The following is a 17,738-nucleotide window of genomic DNA, read 5'->3' as shown; positions in this document are numbered from 1 at the left end:
AGCGATTACTATTAAATCTGATGCTGGGGGATATGAGATGTATAAACCAGTTGTAGAAGCGATACCCGATTGGGCAAATTTGCAAGTGTTGGAAAGAAACCTGGAACCGCCCAGAGCTCCCTTGATACCATACAGGGATTGGGCTAATGCGATGGAGCCCAGAGAGGCGTCGCCCTTGTTCCAATTGTTGAATGGGAACTGGTTGTTCATGTATGCGGAATCGCCGCTCTCTGCGCCTGCTCTATTCATGGAACCAGATTACCTGGCGGCTGATTGGCCGGAGATTCCGGTGCCATCGAATTGGCAGCTGCACGGATATGGAACTCCGCAGTACAGCAGCTGCCCCTATCCGTTTCCCCTTGATCCTCCGCATGTGCCGCAGCAGAATCCGGTGGGTTGCTATCGCACTTGCTTCCAGATTGCTGACTCATGGGAGGGAATGGGTGTTCGTCTTGTTTTTGAAGGTGTGGATTGTGCTTTTCATGTGTGGGTCAATGGTCAGGCTGTTGGTTACAGTCAAGGCAGTCATTTATTATCGGAATTCGATATTACGGACTACTTGCAGTCGGATGACAATGTATTAGCCGTTCGGGTGTACCAATGGTCGGATGGCAGTTATTTGGAAAGCCAGGATAAGTGGCGGTTAAGCGGGATTTTCAGAGATGTGTACCTGCTTGCTCTGCCTGGGGTTTATGTGAGGGATGTGTTCGTTCACACGGAATTTGGCGGGAGCTATGAGGAAGCTGAGTTGGGTCTTCACATTCAGACTGCCTGTTTGCCAGCGTATCAAGGTCAGGAATATCGGTTAAGGATGACCTTACTGGATGAGAGCGGACGGCAGATTGTAGATCGTGACCTTGAGACTTTAAGCGCATCTGCTGTGGAAGGCAGTAACGCGGACATATGTGTGAAGGAACACATTCTGAACCCGCAATTATGGACGGCAGAAACCCCTCAGTTGTATTCGCTTTTGCTGACTCTTTATGACGAAGTGGGGGTGATATCCTGTGTTCATCGTACCGCGGTTGGGTTTCGCGATATTAAGATTCATAAGGGACGGATGCTGGTTAATGGCCAGCCCATCACCATCAAGGGGGTCAACCGTAACGAGTTCGATTCAGAACGAGGATATGTCACTTCGTTGGCGTCGATGAAGCGGGATATCATGCTCATGAAGCAGCATAATATCAACGCGGTAAGGCTGTCTCATTATCCGAACAATCCGAGATGGCTGGAATTATGCAGCTCTTACGGGCTGTATGTGATCGATGAAACCGATTTGGAAACCCATGGCTGCCATTTCATGGGGAATGAAAGCTATTTATCTGAGCTTCCAGATTGGAAGGAAGCTTACTTACAGCGGGCTAGGAGGATGGTGGAACGCGACAAGAACTATCCTTGCATCGTTATCTGGTCGCTTGGGAACGAATCCGGTTATGGAGAGAATCATGATGCTATGGCGGCATGGATACGGGAAAGAGATCCTTCCCGTCTTATTCATTATGAACGAGCTTACGATGCTCCGATCGTTGATATCGTCAGTCAAATGTATCCGTCCGTCGATATGATTGTGGAAGAAGGCCGCAAAGAGGATCCCAGACCTTACCTCATGTGTGAATATGGTCATGCCATGGGCAACTCTGTGGGCAACTTGAAGGAATATTGGGAAGCGATTTATACGTATCCACGGCTGTTGGGCGGGCTCATATGGGAATGGTCCGATCAAGGGATTCAGCAAGTGAACGAGTTCGGGGAAGCGTGGTATGCCTATGGCGGTGATTTTGGGGAAGAGCCGCACAGCGGGCATTTTTGCCTGGATGGACTGTTGTTTCCAGACCGAAGCACCAAGGCATCCCTATTGGAATTGAAGAAAGTCATTGAGCCTGTCCAAGTTGAATGGATCGATGCTCAGACCGGGAAAGTGAAAATTACGAATCGCTACGATTTTCTTGATCTGTCCCATCTCCAAGGGGGATGGACGTTGCTAAGAGATGGAAGACCTGCGGTGCGAGGGAAGCTTCCTATTCTGCGCATGCTTGCTGGCGAATCGGAAGAAGTAACGCTGTCGCTGCCGCCGAAGAGCGAGATGAATGGCTCGGGGGAGTACGTGCTGCACATTCACTTCTCCCTGCGGGAAGATACAATTTGGGCGCAGCAGGGACACGAGATCGCTTGGGCCGACTTGCCGCTTGGCATGCTGCAGGTCACTAACACGCCCCTTGCCCATGCAGACTCGAAGTCTACACTTCATTGGAATGAAACCGAACGGGAAATCTCGGTGCATGGTCGTGAATTCTCGATTGTGTTTGATAAAGAAGCGGGGGCCATCTCGTCGTGGCATTATCTCGGCGAGCCGTTGCTGACGAAGGGGCCGAAGGTCAACCTGTGGCGAGCACCCGTGGACAATGATGTGCATCTAGCCAAAACGTGGACCAAAGCGGGGTATGATCGGCTCGTCACCCAGCAGAGGAAGCTGTCGGTAGAAGCATGGGGGGAACATAGCGTCCGCATTGTGACCGAGTCGGTTATCGGTGCCAAAGGGGAACCGGTTGCTTTCCATTCCAGCTTGATTTACACGATCAACAGCAGTGGAGAACTATTGCTGGAAGCATCGATTTTACCTAGAGAAGGTCTGCCTCCGCTGCCGCGCTTCGGGATCGAACTGCAGATGCCTGAGAGCTTTCAATACATGACCTGGTATGGCAGGGGGCCGCATGAATGTTACTCGGATCGCAAAGAAAGCGGCAAGCTGGGGATATTCAGCGGCACGGTTCAGGAGCAGTTCGTCCCCTATATTAAACCGCAGGAGAACGGCAATAAATCGGATGTCCGTTGGGCGGCTCTTGCGAACGTTACAGGGGCAGGATTGAAAATTAACGGAATGCCGCTAATTGATCTAAGCTGCCATCATTACAGCACGGAAGATTTGACGCTTACGAAGCATGTTCATCAGCTAACCCGGCTGAATGAAACGATTGTTAAGATCGACGCCGTGCAGAGCGGGCTTGGCAATCACAGCTGCGGTTATGCGCCTACACTGGAAGCTTATTTGGTCCAGCCGCAGCCGATGAAGTTCCAAGTTCGCTTGCAAGCGATGCTATTCTTTTAAGCATAGCGCTTAACTTAAAGGTTTTTTCTTGTTAACAGAGAAGCTAACAATCATACGAAAAGGGGGATTACCCATGACACTTCGGGTAACATCTTGCAGAACGGAATATATGCACAACCCGCTGGGGCTGGATGAGCGCAAGCCTAGACTTTTTTGGAAGCTGGCTTCAGATGCGCGTTCAGCTGTGCAGATTGCCTATCAGGTGCTGGTTGCTCGTTCGGAGGAACAGTTGAATAAGGATATCGGAGATATCTGGGATACGGGTAAAGTGCTGTCGGATCAATCCACGCATATTGCGTATGAGGGAGAACCCTTGGAAACAGAGGGCTGCTATTATTGGAAAGTTCGTGTATGGGGGGCTGCGGATATCGTTTCGGATTGGAGTGATCCGGCTTTCTGGACGATGGGACTTCTCTCCAGAGATGAATGGAAAGCGCTGTGGATTGGGCGCAAGTCGGAATCTGATCTGGAGATGCAGCCTTCCCCCTTTTTTCGCAAAGATTTTACGGTTAAGGATGGTGTGCGACGCGTTACTGCTTATGCGACAGCACTTGGCGTTTTTGAGCTAAGAGTGAACGGAGCGCCTATCGGCGCCCACTTTGCGCCCGGATGGACGGATTATGATACGCGCGTTCAAGTGACGACTTTCGATCTCACTGAGCGCATCCATCCAGGTCATAATGCCTTTGGTGTTATACTCGGGGACGGTTGGTATGCAGGAACGGTAGGATTTCTGGGTAACAAGGTGTATGGTGAGAGGCCCTTTTTCCTTATGCAGGTTCATATCGATTATGTGGACGGAACGCGCGATTCCGTACTGACGGATGCCAGTTGGAAGACATCTCGTGGTCCGATTGTATATTCGGATATGATTCTAGGGGAAACTTATGATGCTCGCTTGGAAAAAGAAGGGTGGGATAGCCCTTGCTATGCTGATGCGGATTGGGAGACCCCGGATGTGCGTCCAGGTTATAATGGTCTTCTCGTTGCTGCTGTGGAGCCGCCCATCCGGATTACCGAAACGATGCGTCCGCTCACTGTAAGGCAAACAGCAGCAGGAACTTACATTTATGATATGGGGCAAAATATGGTCGGCTGGACAGAGCTTCGGGTCAAGGGTGAGCGCGGAACGAAGGTAACCGTCAGCCACGCAGAGATGCTGAATCCTGACGGTACGATGTATTTGGATAATTTGCGTGTAGCCGTGCAGCAAGAGAATTATATATTGAAAGGCAAGGACGTTGAGGTCTATGAGCCGCGCTTTACGTTCCACGGCTTCCGCTACGTAGAATTGATTGGATATCCAGGGGTGCCGGATCTGGACAGCATTGTGGGGAAGGTCGTTCATTCCGATACCCCTGTTGCAGGCAAGCTGGAGACGTCTGATGAAAGGGTCAACAAACTGTATGCCAACATCACGTGGGGACAGCGCGGCAACTTCCTGTCTGTGCCGACGGACTGTCCACAGCGGGATGAGCGACTGGGCTGGACGGGCGATGCCCAGATTTTTGCGCGGACGGCTGCTTATAATATGGATGTATCTCGTTTCTTTTCGAAATTCATGTGGGATATGGTGGATAGTCAGCAGCCATCTGGAGCCTTCACTGATGTAGCGCCGGATGCGGGTTGGATTCGCCATAAAATGTGGAACACCAGATTGAACTGGTTCGCCCCAGATAATGCCGGGTGGGGCGATGCGGGAGTCGTCATTCCATGGACCCTGTACCTGATGTATGGAGATACGCGCATTTTGGCAACGCATTATGAAGCGATGGTCCGTTGGGTTCATTATTTAAAGGCGAACACCACGGATTTGGTCCGTCCGAATTATGCGAACTATGGAGACTGGCTGTCCATAGAGGCGGACACGCCGAATGAAGTGCTGGCAACCGCGTACTTCGCTTACAGCACGAAGCTGCTTGCACAAATCGCGCGTGTTCTGGGCAAGTCGGAGGATGCAGCAAAGTACGGCTCGCTATTCGAAGATATTGCTCTAGCTTTCCGCAAAGCGTTCGTGAATGGAGAAGGACGCATTCACGGCGGTACGCAAACCGTCTACGTGCTTGCGCTCCAATTCGGACTACTGACTGACACGCTTCGCGATCAGGCGGTCGATCATCTGGTCGCTGACATTCAGCAACGCGGGGACCGCTTATCGACCGGATTCCTTGGCGTCGGTTACTTATTGCCTGCGCTGACGGAGCATGGCCGACTGGACGTCGCCTATAAGCTCTTAACCCAAGAGGAGTTCCCATCATGGATGTATTCCATCAAGCACGGAGCCACGACCATCTGGGAGCGCTGGGACGGTTGGACCGAAGAAATGGGCTTCCAAACGCCGCAAATGAATTCTTTTAACCACTATTCGTTGGGTTCAGTTGGGGAGTGGATGTTCCGCTACATGGCGGGCATCGATACCGACCCGGTCGAAGGCGGGTTCAGGCATACGGTGATCAAGCCTCAACCAGGTGGGGAATTAACGAATGTGACTGCACAGTATGAATCGTTGTACGGCACAATTGCCATTGCATGGCATGTGTCAGGCAGCGGTCAGTTCCACTTGAAAGTGAACCTCCCCGCCAATACGTCGGCAACGGTTTACCTGCCTGGCGATCAGCGTCGAATGGATGGTATTCCGGTTGCTGAGAAGGATAGGCTGACGCCATATCGAATTGGTTCTGGCGAATACGTATTTGAGTGTACAATGCCCAAATAGTGTTTCTAACGAGAACGTGAAAGGCGGTTTTGATATGCTGGGGACGAAGCAACGGACAATGTGGGGGAAATTGCGATCGATCTTTTCTCGAATTCGCATTGTTCTGCTGCTCAGTTATTTTATCATTATTTTTATTTGCATAGCCCTTGTAGGATCCATTTCCTTCTATATTTCTTATCGTTCTATGTCAGAGAAGGCAGAGTCATCAAGCATCCAAATCGTACGGCAAATTGAGAAAAATATGGATAACGATTTTCAGAATAAGCGGAATCTCCTGTTAGCGCCCTACTACAGTCAAGAATATATTGATGGAATTAACGCATACGCCAGGATGGACGATCAGGCCAAGTTCCAGTTCAAACAGAAGCTGGGCGATCTTTTTCTGAAAAGCTTTAATATTACGCCGATTCCAGACTTTATTCGCTTTCAAATCTATTACAGCAACGGAGAGCTGCTGAATGCTTCGGATAATCTGAAGCAATGGACAGCCGAAGAAGTGAGGCAATCCGATTGGTTTCGCCAGACGGTAGCCAGAGATGGCAAGGTCTACTTCAGCGGTCCTCCTGCTGATTCTCATGCAGACAATGATAAGCCAGCGTTCTCATCCTCCATTTTAATTCGCGATTTTGCCAATCCCGATTATTTTATGATTGTGCGGGCCGAATACCGAGCTGAATTATTTCGGATGATAGGACAGAATGACAGTCTCTCTGCAAACAGCCAACTGCTTATTCTGGACGAGGACAATGGACAAATCTTTACGTCAAGGGAATCACTCTTCGATACGACACAGTCGGACTTGCTGGAACGGATTAAGGAGGATAACGGGACATTCTGGTACGGAAAGCAGAAGGACGTTCTTGTGACCTATATACGATCCGAGTATTCCAATTGGAAAGTCGTTCTGATGATGCCTAAGAATGAAATATTCGGTCCACTGAATCAAATCAAAACGACAACGATCCTTACCGCAATTATTGCGCTGGCGGTCACCTTTTTCATCTCAGTTCTCTTTGGTCAACGGATTACGAATCCTATTCTTGATTTGTACAAAACCATTTCCCGCGTGAAGAGGGGGGATTTTTCCATCCGTGTACAGATTACAAGGAATGATGAGATCGGCAGAATTGCCATGAACTTTAATGATATGCAAGATGAGCTCCAGAACTTAATCGAATCCAAATATATCTATCAAATCAAGCTGCAGCAAGTGGAGCTTGCTATGCTCTATTCACAAATTAATCCGCACTTTCTGTACAATACGCTGGACAGCATTAAAGCTATGGCTGACTACTATGAGGCGGAGAAGATTGGCGAAATGTCGCAATCTCTGGCCGATATGTTTCGCTATAATATCAAGAATAAAACAGAAATCGTAACGCTGCGGGAAGAGTTAGAACAGATTGATGCGTATATGCGCATTCAAGGGATTCGCTTCGAGGACAAAGTGACATACGAGGTGGATGTGGAGGAGTCGCTGTACGACCATCCCCTGTTGAAGATGACGTTGCAGCCGCTGGTAGAGAATGCGGTTTTCCATGGCGTGGAGCCGAAACGGGGACACAGCACCATCCGCCTGAGCGCACGCAGGGATGGCGAAGCTTTAGTGCTAACGGTTAGTGACGATGGGGTGGGCATGACGGAGGAGCGATTGACTGAACTTCGAGCGAAGCTCAGTGCTCCTATTTATTCGGAAGATGTTCCGATGTCATCTGCTGAAGGGGGAATCGGAATTCGTAATGTGTACGCGCGTTACGCGATTCGATTAGGCAAGCAATTCGAGTGCAGAATGGAAAGCGGGCAAGGAGTCGGAACGAGTGTCACGCTTATCATTTCATCATGGAATCTCTAAAGCAGTCCAGTGCATAGTGTCAGAAAATTAAACATTATTAGTCGAAATCATGCATAGAGGGTCGGTAAGCGTTTTCATATAATAGACATGTAAGCGATTCCTAAAGGAGGGTACTTAGATATGAGAAAAATGAAAACAGTCTTATCGATGTTAACGGTATGTTTGGCAGCCAGCTCTTTGGCTGGATGCAGCAGCGGTGGCAGCAGTCCAGGGGGGACGCCAGCAGCGAGTGCAGTTCCAACAACAGCTGTGGCGAAAAATCCAGTCACCTTAACTTTCGTCATTTCCAATACGGTGGATGCAGCGCCATTCAACAAGATTTTTGAGGCGTATCAGAAGCAGACTGGCAATAAAGTTGAAGTGCAAGCGCTGCCAGGCGGAGATTTCGATAATATGATGAAAACTCGCTTTGCGACAGGCGATTTCCCTGATTTATTCTTGATGCAGCCAGGAACGAAGCAGAACGTCAAGTTGAGAGCGGAAGAAACGCTCCATGATTGGAGTTCAGATACAGCCGTATGGGAGCGCATCATTCCTTCGATGAAAGAATTCCAAACCACAATAGACAAAAAAATCTTCGGAGTTCCATTCGGAGCTACGGGCATGATGGGTGTTTTTTACAATAAAGATGTGTTTAGTAAAGCTGGCGTGCAGGCTCCCAAAAATTATGCGGATTTAATTGAGAATGCGAAAAAAATTAAAGCCTCCGGTGTAACTCCTTTCTACGAAGGCGTGAAAGATGGCTGGCCCGCGCAAATCTTCTATTTAACAGGTTGGGTTTCCAATGTAGATCCGGCGATAGGCGATGCAGGCGTGCAGAAGCTGGAAAGCAATCAACTGAATCTCGCGGATATCCCGGAAGTGAGAAACTTGTTTAAGAAGCAGAAGGAGATCAAGGATCTTGGTTTGTATCAAGACAGTCCGATGGCTGGCACCTACGATGAACTGCAAACCAAATTAGGCGATGGCAAAGTCGCTATGACATTTATGCTCGATGGCATTATTCCACAGTTGGAGAAGAAATTCAGCAAGGATTTTGTGAAAGATCACATTGGCTTCTTCCCATTCCCTTCGGATAAGGATGCAGGAACTGCCCTAATTACGCCTCCAAATCAATTGATGGTTCCTGAGAAAGCGAAGCATGCGAAAGAAGCCATGGCGCTGATCAAATATATGATCTCCCCGGAAATGGTTAATCTGTATTACCAAGCAGCTCCTGGTATTCCTATCTTCAAAGATGCAAAGAGCGAGCTGTATCCCGTTCAACAAACAGTGAAAGATTTGATCGATGTCGGCAAAGCCAAAATCAATGTGCAAAACCGTCTGACTCCAACCTTTGCTGATTTCCAAAAAACGCTGCAAAACTTCTTTATCCTTGGCGATGTTGATGCTGCTGTGAAGGAATTCGACGCCAATTACAAAAAAGATGGTAAAAACAAACGTTTAGCAGGCTTCGAATAACACTTTCAGACGATCAAAATCTAACCGGTCGGAAACAGGTTCCGGCCGGGAACAGGGACAGGAGGGGGAGACATGGGGAAAAGCAAATATCCACTTTATTTTTCATTTCCAGCTTTGGCTGTATTTCTACTATTTTTTATTACTCCGACACTTATTGGGTTTTATTACAGCTTCACGGACTGGAATATTAATGCGCCGGACATTAAATTTATCGGTTTTCAAAATTACGTCGAGCTCTTCAAAGAGCCCAGATTGACAACAGCTTTGTTCAATACGTTAATTTTCGCCGCTGTTGTAACCGTGCTTCAGAATGTATGCGGTCTTGGTTTAGCGCTCATACTGAACGAAGCTTTGGTCCTGCGCAATGTGCTGCGTATGATATTTTTTCTTCCTTATGTAATTGCGCCTATCGTTATTGGTTATATTTTTCGAGCTATTTATCATCCGGAGCACGGGATTGTAAACCAGATTCTGGATTCGATTGGACTTCATATGCTGGTGCATGATTGGCTGAATGATCCGAAATTTGCGCTATTCTCTATTATTGTTACGGATATATGGCGTGTGGCTGGTTTTTCGATGGTCGTGTATTTGGCAGGTTTGCAGTTCATTCCTAAGGATTTGACAGAAAGCGCCTCCATAGATGGAGCTCATTACTGGAGCCGCTTCAAAAACATCATTTTCCCGCTGCTGGCGCCTGCTTTTACCGTCAATGTGCTTCTTTCTATGATCGGCTCTATGAAGGTGTTTGAAATGGTTATGGTGCTGACGGAAGGTGGACCCGGCTATTCGACGGAAGTCTTCTTCACCTATATTCGCAGTATGTTCAGCTCTGGAGAGTTCGGCTATGCCACAGCGGTTAACGTTGTGCTCTTCGTTCTAGTGACGGTCGTTGGCGTGCCTGTATTGATGAAAATGAAGAAAAGGGAGGTGGAGATGTGATACAGAAGCGCGGCATGCTGATCTTTCTTGAATTGATTGCGATCTGTCTGGCATTGATGATCCTTATTCCCTTTTTTATGATTCTAGTTAATTCCTTCAAAGATATTCGGGAATCGGCTCTGTTTGGCTTATCGCTGCCAACCAAATGGCAGTTCAGCAACTACAAGGATATTTTTGGTCAAGCTCATATTTTACGCGGATTTATGAACAGTATTTTCATCTCGGGATGTGTCGTCGTCATTGTCAATATTTTCGCGTCGATGGCTGCCTTTATTATTCAGCGAAGAGACAGCCGCTTTCTACGTTCAGCCTATTACCTGTTTATTATGGGATTAATCGTACCTGTCTCCATCGTTCCGACTATTAAACTGATGGGCGACCTGCACATCCGGGGGACGTACTTTAGCCTCATTATGTATTATACGGCGCTGCTGCTGCCTTTTGCCGTGTTCCTGCTCGTTGGTTTTATGAAATCCATTCCCAGAGAGCTGGATGAAGCGGCTCTGCTGGAAGGATGCGGGTACTTTCGATTGTACTGGCAAATTATTTTGCCGCTGATTATTACCGTGCTGGTGACGGTTACCATTGTCGTGCTGGTATCAGTCTGGAATGATTTTTTCGGTCCCTTTTATTTAATGACAGACAGTACAAAGTGGACGATCGTGCTGCAAATTTTCAACTTTGTGACGATGTACAGTACGAATTGGGGCGTTGTGTTCGCTTTCATGGTCGTTGTTGTCGCCCCGATATTAATTATTTATTTATTCCTCCAAAGGTATATTATTGATGGTTTGACGGCCGGTTCTCTAAAAGGATAACATGTCTGTAAACTCAATGCCAGGAGGCTTTCGTCCATGCGTAAGGTAGTCATTGTTGACGATGAAAAGTGGATCCGAAGGGGGTTAATTCGCTCTATTCCCTGGGATCAATTCGATTTGAAGTTAGTTGGCGAGGCAGGGGATGGCGAAGAGGCCTATGCCATAGCCCTTGCAGAGAAACCGGATCTTCTATTTCTGGATATGCGGATGCCTGGGTTGGACGGAAAACAACTGATCGGAATGCTCAATCGGGATGTGCCCGATGTACTAACGGTTGTCGTTAGCGGATATTCCGACTTTGAATATACGAAAGAAGCGATTAGGCACAAGGCGTTTGAATATTTACTGAAGCCGGTCAAAAAGGAAGAGCTGGTCGCTGTGTTGGAGAAAGCGCTGGCTGAGCTGCAGCGGCGAGATGACGAGAAACGCAGTGTTCAGGTGGAGAGCAGGGAAGACTGGTTTCGGCGCATCGTATACCAGGCGGATGCAAGCCTTGAAGCGCGTGAAGATGCCGCAGAAGTGGCGCTCCCTGAAGGATGGTTCTTCGGTGAAACTTACGTTGTGGTCGGTCAACCGGATGCGTTTCGCGATGGCAGTGAATCCATCAACAAGGTGATTCCCCTTTTGCGGGAGCATGTGCACCGGAGCCAGCCTTTCTTGTGTAAAGGGACATGCCAATTTGTTGTAACAGCAGCACCGGATGCAAGGCAAGAGCTCGTTATGGCAATTGTAGGCGAACAGCTTAACCAGGAAGATTTCAGCAAGTTCCTCCATTCTGTACGTTCGGTGCTCGAGCAATCGGGCATTGGCAGTTATAGCTTCGGGATTAGCAGTCAGCAGCCGGATGCGCATTCGCTGCGTCATTCTTACGCGGAGGCGGGGCAAGCGTTGAAGCGGAAAAAGCTGCATACGACAGGGAAGGTTATTTTTGCGGACAACGATAAGAATGTTCAACTGGCCGCGTATCCGCAAGAGAAGGAGAATGCCTTTCTCTTAGCGCTCCAGATGGGCAGCAGGGATGGGGTTCAACAGGAGTTTGACAAGCTGTTTGCTGCGATTAGCGGGGATGACGTAACGGTGGACTATTTGCAGCGCGGCGCAATGCTGCTCGTCCACTCCATCGAGAAACAGCTTCGTGGAACAGAAACGAGGCTGGAGGAAGCCTGCGGTGTAACTTCCCTTGTGTACACGGAGAGGATTAAACGACGGAACGATGCGGCATCTGTAAAGTACATTTTCGCTGAAGAGATCATTCCTTCTGTACTTGCTTATTACTTGCGCTCAAATGAGAAGCAGGGAGAGAAGATCGTCCGTGGTATTCAAAAGTTGATTGAGACTCATTATGATCAACCGCTGTCTCTTCATCAAATTGCCGACAGTCACTACATGAATACGGATTATGTGAGCCGCTTGTTCAAGAAAACGACAGGCCAAAATTTCGTTGATTATTTGACCGATTTTCGCATTCATAAATCGAAAGAATTGTTGAAATTGTCGAGCTATAAAAATTACGAAGTTGCCCAGATGGTCGGGTATGAGGACTATCGATATTTCAGTCAAATTTTCAAGAAAAAAACAGGAATGACCATAGGGGAGTATCGTGAAAAATCCCTTTAAAATGAAGGAGTGGAGAACTGATGGAACATAAACAGATTCCCGATACATTAATGCTAGAAGAACGTGCCGGCCACGCGATTAATGCGATGGTGGGGATGGCTGATAAGGATCACAACTACATTCCGTTTTTCAACGCGGATTTAACGCATAAGCCTGCATTCATGACCCATGGGGATTGGGATTATGGCTCCTCGCACGGCCGGATGATCGACGGCTTGATTCTGGCGCGGCATATGTCGGGAGAGACGTACGGGAAGGAAGTCGAAGAGCGCTATAGGGAGAACCTGCTGTCGTTTTTCAAAGAGGACGGTATGAGCTATCGCCAAATCAACCCATCACGCAATTGGGAACCGAATGCGAACTTGATCGACCAACGGGCGGTTATCCTATCGCTCACCACCTGGTTTATGGAAACGGGCGATCCTAAAGTGAAAGAAGCAGCCGACCGCCATGTGGCGGCGCTGAAACGAATAGCGGTTAAAGAGCGCGATATCTGGTACTATCCGGCATCCGAATATAAGGAAACCGGGTGGCCGTCAACGAACGGTATTCAGCTTCGTTTGGCACCGGATCCCGCAGCTTTCTGCGGCAGACTGGTGATGCCGCTTCTCAAATATCATGAACTGACAGGCAATCAGGATGCTTTTGATCTGTGTCAGTTTTTCACCGCCTTAATTATTGAGCGCAGCGGCGTATTTAATGAAGACGGCAGTTTTAATGATGCGCTGGCTTACCGCAGCGGTCACTTTCATACCCGTCTGGGCACGCTGGATGCGATTGCTAGATTCGGAGTGTTCACAGGCGATGCAGCCATGATCAGTTGGGTGAAGAAGAGCTTCGATTGGGCGCTGACCAAATGCACTTCTTTTGGCTGGACACCGGGGGACCTGCACGAGCAGGCCTATGAGCACGAAACCTGCTCGCTTGTCGATCTCATTGCGACAGGAATCACGTTAGCGCAGAGCGGATATGTAGCGTACTGGGGAACAGTAGAACGCTTTCTTCGCAACCATTTGGCGGAGTCTCAACTGCTGGATCTGGATTGGGTGGAAGAGACGGACGATGCATCGAATGATAGTCATGCCAATAAGTCATTCTTTCAAGTCGCGCAGCGAACGCGAGGATCGTTCGCTGGATATTCCGCACCTAATGATTTCATCTGTGATGTGAATGAAGGACGCGGGCATACAAGTGATTTGCAAATCTGCTGCCTGGGCTCAGGTACGCGTGGCCTTTTCATGGGATGGAGCAACATCATTACAGAGAACAATGGCACCATCTCGATCAATTTCCTGCTCAATCGTGGCTCCAAATGGCTGGATGTCAGCAGTTATTTGCCGCATGAAGGCAAAGTCGTCATCGATGTGCATACCGATTTGCCGCGTGTCATGATTCGTATTCCGGAATGGGCTGGCTTTACGAAGATTCATTTTACACGTGAGCTGAATGGCCATGTAACAGAAGGAAGAGGCAGTGAAGAGAGTCGCTGGGTCAACAAGCATTTCCTCGTACTCGGTTCCGCGGCTGCTGGAGAGAAAATCACGGTGACCTTCCCGCTGAGCTTCCGCAAAACATTGGAGAATGCGGTAGGTCAAACCTTCGAAACAGAATGGCGCGGCGATGACGTGGTGAATATTACGCCGCAAGGGAAGAAGAAGCCGCTCTACAGCGGGCGCAAAGTCTTTAATGAAACCCCGATGCGTGAGGGGAATTACCGCAGGTTGGATAAAGAGTTCGTATGGTAAAGAGGTTGTAACGGCAAGTCAACTTGGTAGGAGGAGAATATCCATATGCAAAAAACGGTAGTAGCTGTTTACACGGGCCAAGGGTTGGCCGATCCGATGAAGGCTGTATTTAAGGAGCTGCTTCCCGATGTGCGACTCGTTAATATCATCGATGACAGCCTGATCGGTGATGTGGTGAAAGCCGGTCATGTGCCTCCAGGTGTAGCGCGAAGATTAGTTCAATACTTCCATCATGCCGAGGAACTTGGCGCGGACGTTATCTTGAATACGTGCTCCTCTGTTGGCGAAGTAGCTGATGACGCCAGTCGACTTATTGGGGTGCCGATTGTGAAAATCGACCAGTCGATGGCCGCTTTGGCCGCTGTGACTTATGAACGTATAGCCGTCCTCGCGACGCTGCCATCTACCTTGGAGCCAACGATCCGCTTGATACAGAAGCAGGCTGATGCAGCAGGCAAGGTAGTGACAGTAGTCAACGGACTTGCTGAAGGAGCTTTCGATGCGCTTGTTGGCGGAAATCCTGCGGAGCATGACCGCATTCTGTTGGAAACGGCGAAGCGAGTCTCCGATGAGTCGGATGTCCTCGTGCTTGCGCAAGGCTCTATGGCGCGTATGGAGCAGACGCTGCGGGAAGTGACCGGCAAGCCCGTTCTTTCTTCTCCGCGAATGGGCGTTGAGGCGGTCAAAGCGATACTGGAGCTTAGCTGAGGGGGAGAGGCAGAATGAGTCAGGAACGTGTCACAGCTACTTATTTGGTAGAAACGCCATATAGCTTGGAGCGAGCAGCCGCAACGATTGCGGGGGAGCAATCCACGGGAACCTTTACATCCGTGCCGGGAGAGACGGATGAGCTGAAAGCGAGATTCGGCGCTAGCGTGGAGCATATTGAAGAGATCGGTGAAGTGGATGAGCCATCCTTGCCGGGTGCGAAGCCACCGGCCGGGCATGACGGCAAGTATCGGCAAGGCCGGGTGACGGTGTCATTCCCACTTCATAATTTCGGTGCTTCGATACCTAATCTATTATCCGCTGTAGCGGGCAATTTATACGAATTACAAGAGTTATCAGGATTGCGTCTGCTTGATCTGGAGCTGCCGGAAGCTTTCGCTGCCCGTTACCCTGGGCCGAAGTTCGGGATTGAAGGCACTCGAAAGCTGACAGGTGTCTATGACCGTCCTATTCTTGGGACTATTGTTAAGCCCAGCATTGGGCTGTCCACAGAGCAATTATCGGAGTTGGTAGAGAAACTGGCAAGAGCCGGGATGGATTTTATAAAAGATGATGAGCTGAATGCCAATCCGCCTTTTGCTCCGCTGGAGCAAAAAGTCAAGGCTGTCATGGAAGCGATTGAGCGCGCAGCAGATGCGACTGGGAAGAAGCTGATGTACGCTTTTAATATTACCGGCGATATAGATGAACTGCGCCGCAATCACGACATCGTCGTGCAAGCAGGCGGCACCAGCGTGATGGTCAGCATCCTAAGCGTCGGTTTAAGCGGGCTCGCTTACTTGAACAGCTTTAGTGAAGTGCCGATTCACGGTCACCGCAATCAATGGGGCATGCTGACGCGCAGTCCGCTGCTGGGGATTGAATTTACGGCGTATCAGAAGCTGTGCCGTCTGGCTGGAGCCGATCATCTTCATGTGAACGGCCTGAACAGCAAGTTCTATGAAAGCAACGAATCTGTACTCCGTTCCATCGAGGCTTGCACCACGCCGCTATTAGGCGGCTATAACACAATGCCTGTCGTATCTTCGATGCAGTGGGCCGGAACGGCCCCTGCTACTTACGAGGCTACGCGATCCGTCGATGTGATGCATCTGGCCGGCGGCGGCATGCTGGCGCATCCCGATGGACCAGCGGCAGGCTTTGAAAGCATGAAGCTGGGCTGGGAAGCGGCTGTTCAGGGCATCCCCCTAGAGACGTATGCGGCACAGCATCCCGCACTGCGACGGGCGATTGAGAAATATGGAAGAGGTTGATTCTTCGATGAACACGCAGGGAGATGACAAGGGTCAAGATCAGATCGGGCGGCTGTTATGCTATTATGGCGATGATTTCACAGGATCAACGGATGTGTTGGAAGCTTTATTTGCCGCGGGGCTGTCCACGGTTCTGTTCCTTGAACCGCCCTCACCTGAGAGGCTGAATACACAGTTTCGTGATGTCGCTTGCTTCGGTGTCGCGGGTGTTGGAAGATCCTTGTCTCCTGAGGCGATGGAACGGGAACTGCGGCCGATTCTTGCCACTTTACAAACGGCGGGAGCCGCTGTCATCCATTACAAAATTTGCTCGACCTTCGATTCATCACCTGGCATTGGCAGCATTGGGAAGGCGATGGAGATCGGTCGGGAAGTATTCGGCGGACGGTATATACCGCTTGTAGTCGGTGTTCCTTATCTACGGAGGTATACCGTCTTTGGCCAACATTTTGCCGGAACCGGGGTAGGAGCGGGAGCAGAGATTCATCGGTTGGATCGCCATCCGACGATGGCCAGACATCCGGTGACGCCAATGGCAGAGGCGGACCTGCGGAAGCATTTGCACGAGCAGACGCGGCTGCGTTCGGCTTCTTTTGATCTCCTTGCGCTCGAAGGCGATTATGACGAGGTGCAGGGAAGACTTGCCGAGCAGATTCAAGCAGAGCAGCCGGACATCGTGCTGTTCGACGTGCTCGATGAGCAGAGGCTCCAGACGACAGGCAGGTTGATCTGGGAAGAAGCCGAGGCTGGAGACGGACTTTTCGTGGTCGGCTCATCCGGGGTGGAGTATGCACTTACCGCTGCCTGGAAGGCGGATGAAGTGCTGGCTTCCTCCTTCCAAGGGAAGGAGCAGGAAGCCGTCGAGGCAGTAGACCGCCTGTTTGTTGTTTCAGGCAGCTGCTCGCCAATCACAGACAAACAGATCCAGCGTGCTTTGGAAGCTGGCTTCTCGGGTATCCGCGTCCCGGTTGATGCTCTGCTGCGGCCTGAATTAGCTGCAGAGGCGTACGCAAGTCTGCTGCTTGAAGTGCGGGCTGCGCTGGAGAGTGGACGGAGTGTTGTGGTGTACTCCGCATCGGGCCCGCAGGACGGTACAATCACTCTGATCCGTGAGACGTTGGCCGAGCAAGGACTGCGAGCGGAGGATAGCGGTCCTCTCCTCGGCAAGGTGCTTGGCAAGCTGACTCGCGAAATCGTGGCGGACATGGGCTTGTCCCGGATACTGATCGCTGGCGGCGACACATCGGGCTACATTACGCGCGAGCTGGGCATATATGCCCTCTCCTGCAAGGCTGCTTTGGAGCCGGGCGGTCCGCTATGCCGCGCGTATTCTTCGGATTCGCAGTTTGACGGACTTGAGCTTGTGCTCAAGGGCGGTCAAGTGGGCGGGGAGCATTTCTTCGAAAGAGTAAAGCTGGCTGACTCGCGCAGCGAACGTAATTCGTTCAGGAAATGAACGCAGGTTAACTTCATACAACAAAAAGATGCCAGCACAG

The 17,738-nt window shown here is 49.9% G+C and carries 11 protein-coding genes; all 11 read left to right on the top strand.

The features are described 5' to 3' along the window. Nucleotides 1–37 precede the first annotated feature (37 nt). Nucleotides 38–3,109 carry a glycoside hydrolase family 2 TIM barrel-domain containing protein gene (locus IEY34_RS21200; RefSeq protein ID WP_189014892.1) on the top strand — a complete coding sequence of 1,024 codons (3,072 nt, stop codon included), beginning with the start codon at nucleotides 38–40 and terminating at the stop codon, nucleotides 3,107–3,109. Nucleotides 3,110–3,182: 73 nt separating this feature from the next. Then, the gene (locus IEY34_RS21195) at nucleotides 3,183–5,825 is read left to right on the top strand and encodes a family 78 glycoside hydrolase catalytic domain (protein WP_189014890.1); all 2,643 of its coding nucleotides are present in this window, start codon (nucleotides 3,183–3,185) and stop codon (nucleotides 5,823–5,825) included. A gap of 34 nt (nucleotides 5,826–5,859) precedes the next feature. Next, nucleotides 5,860–7,677, top strand: coding sequence for a cache domain-containing sensor histidine kinase (locus IEY34_RS21190; RefSeq protein ID WP_189014888.1), 1,818 nt, complete (start codon nucleotides 5,860–5,862; stop codon nucleotides 7,675–7,677). 120 nt (nucleotides 7,678–7,797) lie between these two features. Then, on the top strand, nucleotides 7,798–9,138 hold the full coding sequence (locus IEY34_RS21185; RefSeq protein WP_189014886.1) for an ABC transporter substrate-binding protein: 1,341 nt from the start codon (nucleotides 7,798–7,800) through the stop codon (nucleotides 9,136–9,138). Nucleotides 9,139–9,210: 72 nt separating this feature from the next. Further along, the gene (locus tag IEY34_RS21180) at nucleotides 9,211–10,080 is read left to right on the top strand and encodes a carbohydrate ABC transporter permease (RefSeq protein WP_189014884.1); all 870 of its coding nucleotides are present in this window, start codon (nucleotides 9,211–9,213) and stop codon (nucleotides 10,078–10,080) included. Beyond that, nucleotides 10,077–10,898 carry a carbohydrate ABC transporter permease gene (locus IEY34_RS21175; protein WP_189014882.1) on the top strand — a complete coding sequence of 274 codons (822 nt, stop codon included), beginning with the start codon at nucleotides 10,077–10,079 and terminating at the stop codon, nucleotides 10,896–10,898. Before IEY34_RS21180 ends, IEY34_RS21175 begins: the two co-directional genes overlap by 4 nt. 36 nt (nucleotides 10,899–10,934) lie before the next feature. Continuing rightward, on the top strand, nucleotides 10,935–12,515 hold the full coding sequence (locus IEY34_RS21170) for a response regulator transcription factor (RefSeq protein ID WP_189014880.1): 1,581 nt from the start codon (nucleotides 10,935–10,937) through the stop codon (nucleotides 12,513–12,515). 20 nt (nucleotides 12,516–12,535) lie between these two features. Then, the gene (locus IEY34_RS21165; RefSeq protein WP_189014878.1) at nucleotides 12,536–14,260 is read left to right on the top strand and encodes a glycoside hydrolase family protein; all 1,725 of its coding nucleotides are present in this window, start codon (nucleotides 12,536–12,538) and stop codon (nucleotides 14,258–14,260) included. 45 nt (nucleotides 14,261–14,305) lie between these two features. Continuing rightward, the gene (locus IEY34_RS21160; RefSeq protein WP_189014876.1) at nucleotides 14,306–14,968 is read left to right on the top strand and encodes an aspartate/glutamate racemase family protein; all 663 of its coding nucleotides are present in this window, start codon (nucleotides 14,306–14,308) and stop codon (nucleotides 14,966–14,968) included. A 14-nt stretch (nucleotides 14,969–14,982) separates the two neighbouring features. Further along, on the top strand, nucleotides 14,983–16,242 hold the full coding sequence (locus tag IEY34_RS21155; protein WP_189014874.1) for a ribulose-bisphosphate carboxylase large subunit family protein: 1,260 nt from the start codon (nucleotides 14,983–14,985) through the stop codon (nucleotides 16,240–16,242). 7 nt (nucleotides 16,243–16,249) lie between these two features. Then, complete coding sequence (locus IEY34_RS21150) at nucleotides 16,250–17,698, top strand: four-carbon acid sugar kinase family protein (protein WP_189014872.1); 1,449 nt, start codon at nucleotides 16,250–16,252, stop codon at nucleotides 17,696–17,698. Nucleotides 17,699–17,738: the final 40 nt, after the last annotated feature.

Source organism: Paenibacillus marchantiophytorum (assembly GCF_014640555.1).
GTDB lineage: Bacteria > Bacillota > Bacilli > Paenibacillales > NBRC-103111 > Paenibacillus_E > Paenibacillus_E marchantiophytorum.
This window is presented reverse-complemented; position numbering and strand designations above follow the sequence as displayed.

Bases quoted from the DNA above. Each gene is read 5' to 3' on its own strand.
- IEY34_RS21200 (WP_189014892.1), top strand. From the start codon at position 38: ATGTATAAACCAGTTGTAGAAGCGATACCCGATTGGGCAAATTTGCAA.
- IEY34_RS21195 (WP_189014890.1), top strand. From the start codon at position 3,183: ATGACACTTCGGGTAACATCTTGCAGAACGGAATATATGCACAACCCG.
- IEY34_RS21190 (WP_189014888.1), top strand. From the start codon at position 5,860: ATGCTGGGGACGAAGCAACGGACAATGTGGGGGAAATTGCGATCGATC.
- IEY34_RS21185 (WP_189014886.1), top strand. From the start codon at position 7,798: ATGAGAAAAATGAAAACAGTCTTATCGATGTTAACGGTATGTTTGGCA.
- IEY34_RS21180 (WP_189014884.1), top strand. From the start codon at position 9,211: ATGGGGAAAAGCAAATATCCACTTTATTTTTCATTTCCAGCTTTGGCT.
- IEY34_RS21170 (WP_189014880.1), top strand. From the start codon at position 10,935: ATGCGTAAGGTAGTCATTGTTGACGATGAAAAGTGGATCCGAAGGGGG.
- IEY34_RS21165 (WP_189014878.1), top strand. From the start codon at position 12,536: ATGGAACATAAACAGATTCCCGATACATTAATGCTAGAAGAACGTGCC.
- IEY34_RS21160 (WP_189014876.1), top strand. From the start codon at position 14,306: ATGCAAAAAACGGTAGTAGCTGTTTACACGGGCCAAGGGTTGGCCGAT.
- IEY34_RS21155 (WP_189014874.1), top strand. From the start codon at position 14,983: ATGAGTCAGGAACGTGTCACAGCTACTTATTTGGTAGAAACGCCATAT.
- IEY34_RS21150 (WP_189014872.1), top strand. From the start codon at position 16,250: ATGAACACGCAGGGAGATGACAAGGGTCAAGATCAGATCGGGCGGCTG.